Source organism: Lysinibacillus sp. AR18-8 (genome assembly GCF_001705465.1).
GTDB classification, from domain to species: Bacteria; Bacillota; Bacilli; order Bacillales_A; family Planococcaceae; genus Lysinibacillus; species Lysinibacillus capsici.
The window spans coordinates 43826-57785 of record NZ_MDGU01000027.1 but is presented as its reverse complement, the minus strand read 5'-3'; the positions used below and the strand labels follow the sequence as shown (position 1 = coordinate 57785).

13 protein-coding genes and 1 riboswitch are annotated in these 13960 nt (G+C 36.7%); of the genes, 10 read left to right on the top strand and 3 right to left on the bottom strand.

Annotation, left to right across the window (positions count from 1 at the left end):
• Positions 1 to 4 precede the first annotated feature (4 nt).
• Both BFM98_RS18555 and BFM98_RS18550 read left to right on the top strand, forming a co-directional pair.
• Positions 5 to 2212, top strand: coding sequence for a YcdB/YcdC domain-containing protein (locus tag BFM98_RS18555; protein ID WP_066038136.1), 2208 nt, complete (start codon positions 5 to 7; stop codon positions 2210 to 2212).
• A gap of 105 nt (positions 2213 to 2317) precedes the next feature.
• On the top strand, positions 2318 to 2782 hold the full coding sequence (locus BFM98_RS18550) for a YusW family protein (protein WP_048394947.1): 465 nt from the start codon (positions 2318 to 2320) through the stop codon (positions 2780 to 2782).
• Between the two features lie 47 nt (positions 2783 to 2829).
• Here BFM98_RS18550 and BFM98_RS18545 read toward each other — a convergent pair whose 3' ends face one another.
• Positions 2830 to 4824: a catalase gene (locus tag BFM98_RS18545; RefSeq protein WP_066038135.1), complete on the bottom strand. Its 1995-nt coding sequence runs from the start codon at positions 4822 to 4824 to the stop codon at positions 2830 to 2832.
• Between the two features lie 152 nt (positions 4825 to 4976).
• On the opposite strand from BFM98_RS18545, the gene BFM98_RS18540 reads away from it, so the two are divergent.
• The 6 genes from BFM98_RS18540 (at position 4977) to BFM98_RS18515 (ending at position 10296) form a co-directional block, all read left to right on the top strand.
• Positions 4977 to 5411 carry a MarR family winged helix-turn-helix transcriptional regulator gene (locus BFM98_RS18540; protein WP_004224400.1) on the top strand — a complete coding sequence of 145 codons (435 nt, stop codon included), beginning with the start codon at positions 4977 to 4979 and terminating at the stop codon, positions 5409 to 5411.
• A gap of 50 nt (positions 5412 to 5461) precedes the next feature.
• Complete coding sequence (locus BFM98_RS18535) at positions 5462 to 6445, top strand: ring-cleaving dioxygenase (protein ID WP_048394949.1); 984 nt, start codon at positions 5462 to 5464, stop codon at positions 6443 to 6445.
• A 70-nt stretch (positions 6446 to 6515) separates the two neighbouring features.
• Positions 6516 to 7133, top strand: coding sequence for a nitroreductase family protein (locus BFM98_RS18530; RefSeq protein ID WP_004224402.1), 618 nt, complete (start codon positions 6516 to 6518; stop codon positions 7131 to 7133).
• A gap of 63 nt (positions 7134 to 7196) precedes the next feature.
• A complete protein-coding gene (locus BFM98_RS18525) occupies positions 7197 to 7739 on the top strand; it encodes an NADPH-dependent FMN reductase (protein WP_048394950.1) in 543 nt (180 codons plus the stop codon).
• Positions 7740 to 8222: 483 nt separating this feature from the next.
• Positions 8223 to 9617, top strand: a complete 1395-nt coding sequence (locus BFM98_RS18520; protein ID WP_175400776.1) for a sensor histidine kinase — start codon at positions 8223 to 8225, stop codon at positions 9615 to 9617.
• Positions 9595 to 10296, top strand: coding sequence for a response regulator transcription factor (locus BFM98_RS18515; protein WP_048394952.1), 702 nt, complete (start codon positions 9595 to 9597; stop codon positions 10294 to 10296). The genes BFM98_RS18520 and BFM98_RS18515 overlap by 23 nt, the downstream gene beginning before the upstream one ends.
• Positions 10297 to 10337: 41 nt before the next feature.
• On the opposite strand, the gene BFM98_RS18510 is transcribed toward BFM98_RS18515, so the two are convergent.
• Both BFM98_RS18510 and BFM98_RS18505 read right to left on the bottom strand, forming a co-directional pair.
• A complete protein-coding gene (locus BFM98_RS18510) occupies positions 10338 to 10907 on the bottom strand; it encodes a YdhK family protein (RefSeq protein ID WP_066038134.1) in 570 nt (189 codons plus the stop codon).
• 103 nt (positions 10908 to 11010) lie between these two features.
• On the bottom strand, positions 11011 to 11607 hold the full coding sequence (locus tag BFM98_RS18505; RefSeq protein WP_048394956.1) for a biotin transporter BioY: 597 nt from the start codon (positions 11605 to 11607) through the stop codon (positions 11011 to 11013).
• Between the two features lie 153 nt (positions 11608 to 11760).
• A riboswitch (cobalamin riboswitch) is annotated at positions 11761 to 11947 on the top strand.
• Between the two features lie 146 nt (positions 11948 to 12093).
• On the opposite strand from BFM98_RS18505, the gene BFM98_RS18500 reads away from it, so the two are divergent.
• Positions 12094 to 13140 carry a FecCD family ABC transporter permease gene (locus BFM98_RS18500; RefSeq protein ID WP_066038133.1) on the top strand — a complete coding sequence of 349 codons (1047 nt, stop codon included), beginning with the start codon at positions 12094 to 12096 and terminating at the stop codon, positions 13138 to 13140.
• Between the two features lie 5 nt (positions 13141 to 13145).
• A complete protein-coding gene (locus BFM98_RS18495) occupies positions 13146 to 13937 on the top strand; it encodes a heme ABC transporter ATP-binding protein (RefSeq protein WP_066038132.1) in 792 nt (263 codons plus the stop codon).
• Positions 13938 to 13960 lie beyond the last annotated feature (23 nt).

Genomic DNA, 13960 nt, shown 5'->3' with positions numbered 1-13960 from the left:
TATTTTGGGTAAACTTAAAAAGTTAGGTATTATTTTAACAACTACTGCATTTTCTGTTGGTATTCTAGCACCCGTTTCACAAGCTTCTGCAAATGTGAAAGAACCTTCAGAGCGTATTGCAATACAGTTGGCTGCCTCAGAGACGAAAGTGACAAAAGGTATGCTAATTAACAAATTACGTGCACTATTCCCTGAAGAGTTCAAATTTGTAGCTGATAATGAGTTTAATTCTGGAGGCGGTCATTTCTTTAGAGATGATACAACGGTCCGTTATGATTTGAACTTCCATAAAACGGTAAATGGTAAAGATGTATATGGTGGTTTTACATTTAAAGGTGAAGATTTAGAGTTAGAACATTTCTATTATCAGCCAGCTAATATCGCTGAAGCAGTATATCCCGCAAAATATTCAGAGACTGAAGCAAAAAAAATTGCAGATGACTTCCTAAGAAAATTTGCGAAAATAGAGAACTATAAACTCCGTGAAGATGGCTTCGGTTATTACAATGACATTAATCGTCCATTATCACAACCTATTACCTACTCATTTGTTTATTCACCAACCTATAATGGAGTGCTTATTGGCGATCAAAGTATCACTATAGATGTTCTTGCTAATGGTCAAATAACAGGAATGTATAAAAATACAGAATCAATTGGTAAAGCAACCTTTGATAGCTCAAGCCAGAAAAAAAATGAGGAAGAAATTGTTGCACAAGTACGTGATAGCTTAGCAGTTGAACTTCGTTATTACGTTGACTATTTTAGCGATCAACGTAATGTGAAGCTTGTCTATATGCCAGCAACAGGATTTAATGGTGTACATGCTTTAACAGGTCAATGGCAAACAACGAATGGCTTCTCTACACAAGTTCCAAAGACGAAAAGCGCCGAGAAAATATCCTCACAGCAATTACCACCAAGAAAAAGCGGTATGACAGTAGCAGAGGTTGAGGAATTCGCTAAAAATTTATTAAAAGTCGATGAAGACAAGGCAAAGCTCACTATTGATATGGTTGACGAAAGAGAAAATGACAATGGTGAAACGGTTTATACAGTAAATTACATGTATATGTACAATAATGGCGGGTCTGGTACCTCTTTAGAAATTAATAAGGCAACAGGCGATATCGTGCAGTATCACGATATTATGAGAGATTTTATCAACACTGACAAAACAACTACCCTCTCTAAGGATGCGGCATTAGCAAAGGCTGTTGAATACTTAAAGCAATGGGCTCCATCCTATTTACATGAGTATTCGATGCCAATTGATGATCCTGTATATGATGATTATAGTAAAGATTATTACTTCTCCTTCCCACGCATCGTAAACGGGATTGCGGTTGTTGGAGATGAAATAAACGTAGGTATTGGCTCTGATGGGTCATTACGTTCATTGAATGTTAATAAGCAAAAGATTAATAACTGGCCTTCTCTTAGTCAGGTAATCTCTGCTGATAAAGCAAAAGAAGCATATAGTAAGGCCCTTACATTACAGTTACAATATATAAAACAAGATACTGAAGGTAAACAACATTATGATCTAGTCTATGCTCCAACTTACAACGGTAGCTTAGTTAATCAGATTGATGCAATTACTGGTGAATGGTTGTATGAGGTAGATGACTCAAAAGAAAAACCATCTATTTCACACCCAACAGCAGCCAATGAATTAAATTATCTTTTACATCAAAATGTATTAGAGGTAAAAGATATAGCAAACTTTAATGCTGATGCTGCTGTGACAAAGGGAGAAGCATTAAAGATTCTACTAAAATCTTTAACATATGGCCATTTTGGTAGTGGCGATGGTGAAAAGCAAACCTTCAGCAATATCGATAAAAACCATCCATTATATGGAGTGGTTGAACAAGCTGTAAGAATGGGAATTTTACAGCCAGCAAACCAATTCGCTTTGGATGAAACATTGACTCGTCAAGAGCTAGCAGTATGGGCTGTTAAAGCAATGCAATTGGAGAATGTTGCAAAGTATAAGGATATTTACAAATTAAACTTTGCGGATGCAGCTTCTATTGATCCAGCGTATACAGGCTATATAGCAATAGCAAATGGGATGGGGCTGATTGATACACAGCAAAATAACTTTAATGCTACCAAGAGTGTGTCATATGCTGATTTAGCTGTGTCAACAGTTCGTTTAGCAAAAGCTATTCAAGAAAATAAAGTGGATCGTAACTTCTATTATTAAGTCGCATTCCATGAAAAGGGTATCTCCTTATTTGTAGGAGATGCCCTTTTTAGGTTAGTTTGTAGAAGAATGGGGAAATAATATGTAAAGAAAGGAGTGAATAAATTGAAATTGAAATTTATTTTAGTGATTTCTTTAATGACTGTTATTCTTTACGGCTGTAATAAGGATGAGGTAAAAGATGTGCCTGCAAATGCTCCAGCAGATCAGAATGCTACACAACAGACGGGTGAGACGCCAACTGACCAAGTGACATTTAATTTTTTAGAGTTTTCTTTAGATGTTGATTACTCTGCAACGGAGTCTTATGAGGTAGAATATGAGGATAAAAAAACAGGAATAGAAGCAAAATTAGAAGATGATCGAAAAAATGAAAAACTGCAGGGCGATGAAGCTTATACTAAATTAGAGCCGTTATTTAAGCAGTTGAATTTTGATTCTACAACATCTAATGATGAAGTGATTGATCAAGTAATCAAAGTATTTAATATTGAAGATAACTATCAATCCATTGAAGTGGATGTCGAATTTGTAGACGGCAATGAAAAGGAATTTAAACGAATTAAATAATAAAAACAAGCCAGCTAGCTGATTTAATCAGTTAGCTGGCTTTACATTCATTTACATTCTCGTCCCCAATGTCGATGTTTAGCAAGGGCATGAACAAAAGATTTTGGATCGGTTGCAACCCCATGTTTATTGGCTATATGCTGTAAAAATAAAACATTTTCCGTATAACCTATTGTTTTACAGTGCTGATAGGCTTGTTCAATAAACTGTTCTGCTTTTGCTTGTTCATAGGAATTCTGAAAGGCTCCTGTAACATAAACCCCATCATAAAGAACTGAGGAGGTAGTAGCAAATGTTTCGTGAATTTCATAACCGCTTACTATGCCTTGTTTATTACTTACTAGTTCAACTACGATATCTTCACTTAAAAATGTAGCAATAAGTTCATTTAATTTTTCACTACTATTTTCTGTAACAATTACAGCTACTTTATTAGATTTGACACTTTCCTTTGCATTGATTACTTGGCTAACACCAGGAGAAGTTTGTTGAATATGTGGTACTTCCACTTCTACAGGTGGAACTATACCAATACGCTCAGCGATAGCTGAAGCAAGTGAGTAACTGACATGAGCATACATGTCTACAACTTGTTTTCGAATCGCTTTATTTTTTACTTTGCCAAGTTCAAAGCTAAAGGCATCGATAATATGCTTTTTCTCAATATCTGTCATACTAAGCCAGAATAATCTTGCTTGAGAAAAATGGTCTTTGAAGCTCTCACTACGTGCACGTACTTTATGCCCTTCAACTTTTTCTTCATAATGCTTATATCCACCATCTGCTTCAGAAACAGGATGTGGTGTATTATTGGCTAAGGAATTTTTATGGTAGCTAACTTGTCCCACATTAATGGTTTGTCGGCCATAGCCATCTCGTTGGTTATTATGAAATGGACAAATTGGTTTATTAATAGGAAGCTCATGGAAATTAGGTCCTCCCAGTCGTATTAACTGTGTATCGGTGTAGGAGAATAAACGACCTTGTAATAAAGGATCATTTGAAAAATCAATGCCAGGCACAACATGCCCGACATGGAATGCGGCTTGTTCCGTTTCTGCAAAAAAATTATCCACATTTTTATTCAAGGTCATTTTCCCAAGAATGCGTACTGGAATTTCTTCTTCAGGCCATATTTTCGTGGCATCAAGAATATCGAAACTAAATTTGAATTCATCTTCAACGGGAATAAGTTGCACACCAAGCTCCCACTCTGGGAAATACCCACGTTCAATGGATTCCCATAAATCTCTGCGGTGAAAATCGGGATCTTTTCCAGCAATGATTTGTGCTTCATCCCATACTAATGATTTTACCCCAAGTACAGGTTTCCAATGAAATTTAACAAAGTGGGCTTTTCCTTCGGCATTGATAAAGCGATAAGTATTAACACCAAAGCCCTCCATCATTCGGTAGCTTCGTGGAATCGATCTATCTGACATATGCCACATAACCATATGAGCAGACTCCTGATTATTTGCAATGAAATCCCAAAAAGTATCATGGGCACTTTGTGCTTGTGGTATTTCGTTATTTGGTTCTGGCTTTACAGCGTGTACAAAATCGGGGAATTTAATAGCATCTTGAATAAAAAATACTGGTATGTTATTTCCGACTAAATCATAATTGCCCTCTTGTGTATAAAACTTAGTAGCAAAGCCGCGTGCATCACGAACAGTATCTGCAGAGCCTTTAGACCCAGCAACGGTAGAGAAGCGGACAAAAACAGGGGTTTTAGTGCCTTTTCCATTTAAAAATTGAGCCTTTGTAATATCACTTGCGCATTCATAAGTTTCAAAAATTCCATGAGCGGCTGAGCCACGTGCGTGTACTACTCGTTCAGGAATTCGTTCATGGTCAAAGTGAGTCATTTTTTCACGGAAATGAAAATCCTCTAGTAAAGTGGGTCCTCGCTCACCTGCTTTTAGTGAATGTTCATCTTCCGATATTTTTAATCCTTGATTGGTTGTGAGAGGTTGATCTTTATCACTTACTCGGAATGCTTCTAGCTGTTGTTGTTTTTGATTGACATCTTTTTTCATTTAGAATCCTCCTTTATAAGTTACAACTACCTTCTACCCGAACGAAAAGATGACAAACATAAAGAAACAAATTGTTTGCTGTTTAAAAATGTATATGTTATTATTATCTCGAATTAGAGATAATTAAATTCGAAGTAAAAAGAGGGAGTCGTATGAAGCAAAACAATCGTAACTTAAAAGCATTTACGGTCTTGTTCCGAGCATATCAAACGATTCAAGATGCAACTAGAAGAGATTTACTTCAATTCGATTTAAATCAAACTGAATTTTCGGTTCTTGAATTTTTGTATCACCATGGAGAACAACCAGTTCAAATGATTGGTAAAAAAATATTAATTGCAAGCAGTAGTATTACTTATGTGATTGATAAGCTCGAGCAAAAGGGCTATGTGTACCGTAAGGCATGTCCAAGAGATCGTCGTGTTACGTACGTATTACTAACGCTTGAGGGACAGGTTTTGATGGAGGAAATATTCCCTAAGCATGAACAGAAAATAAATGAGATATTTGAAGTATTGGAAGCCCAGGAGCTGGACAACATGATTTTATCACTTAAAAAAGTTGGCAAGAACGCCACTAACCAATAAAAAAATTTAAATATATATCTCGATATCGAGATATATAGGAGGAGCATACTATGAATCATTTAAAAGGTGTACACCATGTAACGGCTATCACAAGTAGTGCTGAAGAAAATTATAAATTCTTTACCTATGTTTTAGGAATGCGCTTAATAAAGAAAACAGTGAATCAGGATGACATTCAAACATACCATTTATTCTTTGCAGATGATAAGGGTAGTGCGGGTACAGATATGACGTTCTTTGATTTCCCTAATATCCCAAAAGGTGTACATGGTACAAATGAAATTTCAAAGACTTCTTTCCGTGTACCAACGGATGCTGCTTTAGATTATTGGATAAAGCGCTTTGACCGTTTAAATGTGAAGCATACAGGTATGAAAGAACAGTTTGGTAAAAAAACACTATCTTTCGTAGATTTTGATGATCAGCACTATCAGTTAATTTCTGATGAGCACAATACAGGTGTGGCGGCAGGTACGCCTTGGCAGAATGGCCCCATCCCACTTGAGTATGCCATTACAGGTTTAGGACCAGTTTTTGTCCGTGTCGCTAATTTTAAATACTTTAAGGATGTTTTAGAAAAGGTAATGCTTTTTACAGAGATTGCAGATGAAGGGGACTTCCATTTATTTGAAGTAGGCGAGGGAGGAAATGGCGCCCAGATTATTGTCGAGCACAACACAGTGTTACCCGTTGCTCGTCAAGGTTTTGGTACTGTTCACCATGCTGCCTTTCGTGTAGAGGATCGTTCGGTATTAGATGAATGGACTGCACGTTTCGAAAGTTTTGGTTTCCACACTTCTGGCTATGTAAATCGTCATTTCTTTGAATCATTGTATGCACGAGTAGCTCCGCAGATTTTATTTGAATTGGCTACAGATGGTCCAGGATTTATGGGCGATGAACCATATGAAACATTAGGAGAAAAACTGTCATTACCACCATTTTTAGAACCAAAACGTGAACAGATTGAAAGTCTTGTTCGTCCGATTGACACTGTAAGAAGTTCCATTATGTTCGATAAAGAATATGAGTAACACAATTTCATCCAGTTGGGAAAGCAAAGCCCCACTGGATGTATACATAACTGTATTGGGGGATAAAAAAATGGAATTTTCCAAGCTGATTGATAAGCGTCGCTCTGCTAATAATTTTATCAAGGACGTTAAAATGACTGAAGAAGATATACGCCCTATTTTGGAGGATGTTAAGCTTGCCCCTTCAGCATTTAACTTACAGCATGCTAATTATATTGTTGTGCTGGATGAGGATATGAAAGAAAAGGTGAGAGAGGCAGCATATGGTCAATATAAAGTACATTCAGCTTCAGGTGTAATTCTTGTACTAGGTGACAAGGAAGCATATAAAAATACTGCTGAGTTAAGTCAGGGCATGGTGGATTTAGGCATAATTACAGCGGGTGAACTAGAGGATATTGTAGCAGAGAATACAAGATTTTATGAGGATCGCGGTGAAGGATTCATGAAAGATGAAGCCATTCGTAATGCTTCTCTGTCTGCAATGTTATTCATGCTAGCTGCGAAAAATCGTGGTTGGGACACTTGCCCAATGATTGGCTTTGATAATCAGAAAATGCGTGAGCTTTTCAATGTGCCAGAAACACATGAAATAGCCTTAATGATTACTATTGGAAAAGAAAAAGAAAGCAGTCGTCGATTACGTGGGTATCGCAAGCCAGTTGAAGAATTTGCCATTTATTATTGAAATGGTATAAAATACAATAGCTATACAAATACTATGAATAATGTACATTTAGGAGGAAACATCATGAAAGTAGTAGCAATCGTAGGTAGTATCCGTAAAGAATCTTATAATATGCAATTAGCTCAATTTATTCAAAAACGTTATACAGAAAAGTTAGATCTTGAAGTATTAAGCTTAAAGGACCTACCAATGTATAATCAAGATATTGAAAATGAGGCTCCACAAGCAGTTCTTGATTTTAAAGCAAAAGTAAAAGCTGCAGACGCTGTACTTTGGGTTACACCAGAATATAATGGTACAGTTCCTGGGGTTATGGTAAATGCTATTGATTGGCTATCTCGTGTAGATAAAGTAATGATTGGCAAACCATCTATCATTATGGGTGCATCAATGGGGAATTTAGGTACTGTAAAAGCACAATTACATTTACGTGATATTTTATTCTCTCCAGGCATTAACTCACCATTACTTAGCGGTAATGACGTTTATATTGGTGCTGTTCACACTAAATTTGATGAAGAAGGCAATTTAACTGATGAAGGTACAGTGAAATTCCTTGACGTAGTTATTGATAATTTCTTAAGTTGGGCAAAAAAATACGTTTAATTAAAATATAACCCATAAGTATACAATATACTTATGGGTTATATTGTTGAAAAAAAGAGGATGTCACTAGCAAAAAAAGCTCTTTTGTTAAGGCGAATGGTTGATTTCGTTTCCGCTAGCGTCCGATGCCGCTTCCCTCAATTCCGTTCGCTCTAGGGTCTACTCTGTGACGCTAGCTCCTCTCCCATCAACCATACATCAAGAGATTATTTTTCATATTAGCAGTAGCGGATAAAATAGCCCATTAGAGAAATGATAGGCACTTGGAGAAGTGATTAGTTACCCATAAAATCTTTGCTAAGATGGTAATTCTTGTGAAACGGCAAGCCTTTTTCATACAAATTCTAATGAATGTTCAATACTATGACCCATAGGTATACAATATACTTATGGGCATTTTTTGTTTGGAAAGATGCTACTTCTGCATGAAATCTTCACACTTTCAAGATATACTTTTAAGAAATTCTAAAATGGTGGTTACGGATGAGAAAATTATCATTAAAGCTGGGCATTATCTTCTTCATCACATTGTTTTGTATTGAAACCTTTATGATGTTTTTTTTGCATGTTTCCTTGACGAATTCTAGAGTGGAAGAGGAACTAGAGCGTTTACAAGCGAGAGGAAATTCACATCGTACTATATTAGAACAGAACTTCAATAATGAAACACTAGCACATGTCGTTCTTATGGAATCAGAAGCAAGTACAGATGTCGTGGTGACTGACCATTTCGGGACAATCCTTGCATCCTCACAGCCACATCAAGAAATCAGTGATCTGATTCGTGAAATAGAGGGGGAAATACCTTATGAAGGAAGGGTTTTACAAGACAATTGGCAAGAAGTTAAAGCAATTGCGACTATAAGCCCTATTCAAAATCAGCAAGGAACGATTGGCTATGTATTTATGTTTCAAAATACCGATTCCATCCATGCATTAATGAAACGGCTGAATAAGCATTTTCTCATCGTGGGTATTGTATCTGGTCTAGTCAGTATTGCAGTCATTGTTGTTCTATCTCGTAAGCTGGCTAAGCCACTTATTCAAATGAAAGAGGCTACATTGAAAATGAGTAAGGGTGATTTTACAGTTGCTCTTTCTACGAATGGAAAAGATGAGCTTGGGGATTTATCAAATGCTATCCAGCTTTTATCCAATGATTTAAATCATCTAAGGCAAGAGCGTAAGGAGTTTTTATCGAGTATTGCACATGAGCTTCGTACACCGCTAACTTTTATTAAAGGCTATACAGACATTCTTGCTAAACGGGATTTAACAGGGCAAGATCGTCAAAAGTATTTAGCTATTATAATAGAAGAAACAAATAGACTTTCTAGATTAATCAAAGATTTATTTGATTTAGCGAAAATGGATGAAAACTCATTTGTAATTGAAAAACATTGCTTACATTTAGAGCCGTTTTTTACAAGCATTGAAGAAAAATTAAGTCCCGCTTTTCAAGATAAAGGTATCTATTTAGTTGTACGTTGTGATAATGGCTTAACACTATGTGCAGATGAAGCAAGACTTGAGCAAATTCTGATTAATCTATTAAATAATGCATTAATCTATTGTGCACCAGGAGATATGACTACAGTCACTGTAAAACAAGACAGTGGAATTTTAAGCATCATCGTTGAAGACACAGGGAAAGGAATTCCAAAGAAGGATTTACCGTATATTTTTGATCGGTTTTATCGAGTGGAAAAATCACGTAGTCGTGCTTTAGGTGGATCTGGACTTGGGCTTGCTATTGTCAAGGAGCTAGTACAAGCACATGGGGGAGAAATAAAGGTTAGAAGTGAAATAAATAAAGGGACTACTTTTGAATTATCATTTAAAGGAGTAGAAATGAATGAAAACGATTTTATGCATTGATGATGAACCAAGAATGTTAGATTTATTAACCCTTTATTTGGAACCACTATTTAATTGTAGAGCAATGTCTTCTATACAAGAGGCATTGCATTTTTTAGAAGAAGAGCATGTGGATTTAGTTCTTTTGGATATTATGATGCCAGAGATGGATGGGTGGCAGGTTTGCCAGGAAATTAGGAAGTTTTGGGATGTTCCTATCATTATGCTTACTGCAAAAGGAGAACACGCTGATATTGTAAAAGGTTTAAATCTTGGTGCTGATGACTACGTTTTAAAGCCTTTTGATGAGGAAGAATTGTTAGCACGCATACATGCTGTATTAAGAAGAACGATATCTGAAGAAAAAGTGATTAACTTTGAAGGGCTTTGTTTAGATAGAGAGTCCTTTGAAGTATATTTTCAACATAAGGCAATTCCATTAACACCAAAGGAATTTGCCATGCTCGCCCTATTTTTAGATTATCAAAATAGAGCATTTTCTAGAGAACACCTTATACATGCCGTTTGGGGATATGATGTAACGATTGAAGATCGTACCATTGATTCACATGTACGTAATTTACGAGAAAAATTAAGAAAAAGTGGTTTTCCGGCGGATGATTACTTGCAAACCGTTTGGGGCATCGGCTATAAATGGCATAAGTCTGCAAAGAGAAAGCAAATGGAACATAAAAGCTAGAAAATAACCTCTACCAGAATTGAAGGTAGAGGTTATTTCTATTATTTTGGACTAAGCTCTTCTTCTGTTACCCATTTATGATTTGTTACAGCTTCACCACTTGTAGTGGAAGTATAATCAACCATATATACAGTTGTTTGCACAGCCTCGTCAATAAGGACAGTCGCATTTTCCATACCTTCCATATGTGTTGCGTCCGTTTTTACTTCTGTTCCAGGAGCCAGTTGTGCTTCTTGTGGGTCAATTAATTCTTCATGAATTACCCACTTATGCTTTTCTATTCGCTTTCCACCAGTTGTAGGCTCATAGGAAATAACATAGGCAGTTGTAGTATAGGCACCTACTATTGTTGCTTCGGCCCCTTTCATACCTTCCATATGTCCATCTGTAATAATGGCTGTGCTTCCTATAGGAAATTTCGGATTTTCAGCTTTTTTTAACGTTACTGGTACTTCGCCAGAACTTGAATGGTTCATTGTAGAATGATCCATTTCTTCAGCAGCTTCATTAGAAGTGGACGCAGGTTTTGTTTGATCCTCTGTACAAGCCGATAAACTAATTAGAGCGACTACTGATAATAGTCCGACTGACCATCTTTTATTGAATTTCATATGATATCCTCCTCACTATGTGCTCCTAATGTAGCAAATAAATGTGCAGAAACGATGGATATAACCTATGAAAAACATTTCTTTAGTCTGGCGGGGAGATATGCTATTGAATGGGCATGATCTTCAATGTTTTTTGTAATCTATGGGCGAAGATACCAGCAAAAATAGCTAAAATAATATCTTTTGGTAGTGGAGGAATCATCCAAAGCCAAGCGAGCTTATATGAAAAATTCTCTGGCGCACTTGCCCATAGCTTATAGGCAAAAAACATCCAATTTGTTCCTATCAAATAATTTATAGCCGTTGCTACCAAAGCAGCTACGATAAAACTTTTCTTTGTTCCGCTTCGTTCTACGATTAACCCCGCAACAAATGCCGCAAATATAAATGTAATAATAAACCCAAAGGTAGGGCTTAAAATTTGGCCAATTCCACCACCGAAACGAGCAAAGACAGGAGCTCCTGCCAATCCTACGCACATATAAATTGTGCAGGCGAGCGCACCTTTTCTACTACCAAGAATAAGCCCTGCTAAAATTGCAAAGAAGGTTTGAAGCGTAATGGGTACACCACCAACTACCATAAAAGGTGCAAAGGAAGTGATATTAGCACCCACCATCATTAACGTTGTAAATAATCCAATGTAGGTAATGTCAACAGTTCTTAACTTATGGTGACTATGTTGTGTAACAGTTGCCATGATTTCACCTCGTTTTATAAGTTATTACTGCTAGTGTAAAAAACGAATGTATTTGTGTCAACCTTATTATTTATATAAGTTAACTCAATTGTTGAATTAAATTGAAGTAGACTATCTATCTATAAAAATGTATGATAGAACCGTCACAATTTTATAACTTCAAATACTATTGGTGTGACATTTTGAATGTCACTTAAAAGGGAAGTCGGTGGAAGTCCGACGCTGTCCCGCAACTGTAACGAGGAATCCTATAATATGATTTGCCACTGTTTAAGAATGGGAAGGCAATTATAGGATAGTGAATCGAAGCCAGGAGACCTGCCATTTAGTAATACCTGTAATGCCCACGAGGATGCAAGCAATTACGGACAATAGCTGGATATTTTTCTGACTTTGTTTAATCTTGGGTATTTCTATGCGCATTTTCGCATGGGATACCTTTTTTTATTGCTTCATTCATCAATATTCAGTAGGAGTTTAAAACAGATGAATAAAAAATTTATGTTATTTTCCTTCGTACTTTTCATGGTATTAATTGTTTCAATGACCTTTGCTGTAATGGTTGGCTCAGTTTCAGTTACACCGTTATATGTATGGAAAGTTATTCTTTCTAAAATTCCTTTTATACAAAATTCGATCGAGCAAGATTGGAGTCGCTCTCAGGAAATCATCATCTGGCAAATAAGAGCACCTCGTGTTTTGCTAGCTGCGATAGTAGGAGCGGGGTTAGCTATTGCAGGGGCAGCCATTCAGGCACTAGTACGTAATTCTATTGCAGACCCGTATATTCTAGGGATTTCTTCAGGGGCAGCTGTCGGAGCTACTTCTGTGATTATTTTAGGAGCCTTTTCATTTTTAGGTATTTACGCTCTTTCAGTATCCGCATTCCTTGGTTCATTACTTGCCATTGCACTTGTCTTTTTCTTATCACGTGTTGGGGGACGTGTCTCTATTTTCCGCTTGCTATTGGCAGGCATGGCTGTGTCCTTTATCTTAACGGCTATCTCTAACTTTATTTTAATGATGTCAAAGCAAGAAGGGGCCTTAAAGGCTGTTATGTTTTGGATGCTAGGTAGTTTAGCTGGAGCCAAATGGAATAATATTGTGATTCCAGCTTTCGTATTCTTGGTTGTATTTGGGCTACTGTGGCTACACTATCGCAATTTAAATTTATTATTACTAGGAGAAGAGGCGGCAGTGACATTAGGCGTTAATCTTCAGCAATTCCGTATTCAGTTAATACTACTAGTATCTCTATTAACAGGTGTGCTTGTCGCAGTTAGTGGTTCTATAGGATTTGTGGGATTGATTATTCCCCATATTGTGCGTTTAATTGTGGGCTCAAACTATAAATACGTAATACCTATCAGTGCTTTAATAGGTGGAATATTCTTAGTATGGGCAGATGCCTTTGCTCGAATTATTATTGCTCCTCAGGAAATGCCAATTGGTATTATTACAGCTTTTTGTGGAGGACCATTTTTCATTTGGCTTCTCCGTCGTAACAACTATTCTTTCGGTGAAGGAGATTAACTTCCATGACATTAGAAGCGAAAAAAGTATCATTCTCCATTTACGATCAGCGTATACTGCATGATGTAAGCATTCAAATAAAAGAAAAGCAATTTGTTGGATTAATTGGTCCTAATGGGAGCGGAAAATCAACATTGTTAAAAAATATGTATCGTCTCCTAAAACCTGAAAGTGGATCAGTAGTATTAAATGAGCAAGATATATTAAAGCAATCAAGTAAAGCAATTGCGAAAAATTTGGCTGTTGTAAGCCAAGAGACACCCGTATTATTTGATTTCACTGTGCATGATTTAGTCAGTATGGGAAGAACCCCACATAAAAAGCTGTTAGAGCTTGATCAAGAGAAAGATTTTCAAATTGTTAAAGAGGCTCTTAGACAAACGGGCATATCGCATTTAGAGAAACGAAGCTTTAGTTCGCTTTCTGGTGGCGAGAAAAAACGTGTCATGGTTGCAAGGGCACTCGCTCAACAAGCACAGATATTAATATTAGATGAGCCGACGAATCATTTAGATATTCAACATCAACTTCAACTTATGGATTTAATTCAGACTTTGCATTTAACCGTAGTAGCAGCTTTACATGATTTGAATATTGCTGCTATGTATTGCAATCAAATTTACGTTTTACAGCAAGGGCGAATAGTTTGTCATGGTACACCAGAGGAAGTACTTACGCCAACAGTGCTGCAAGATGTATTTGGTGTTTTTGCGGATATTCAAATACATCCAATGACAGGGAAGCCGTATCTTACATATGTTCCTGAACAGTTCACGAAGGGGTTTAGCCAAATATAGAAAAGTTTCATCTTCTATTAGAT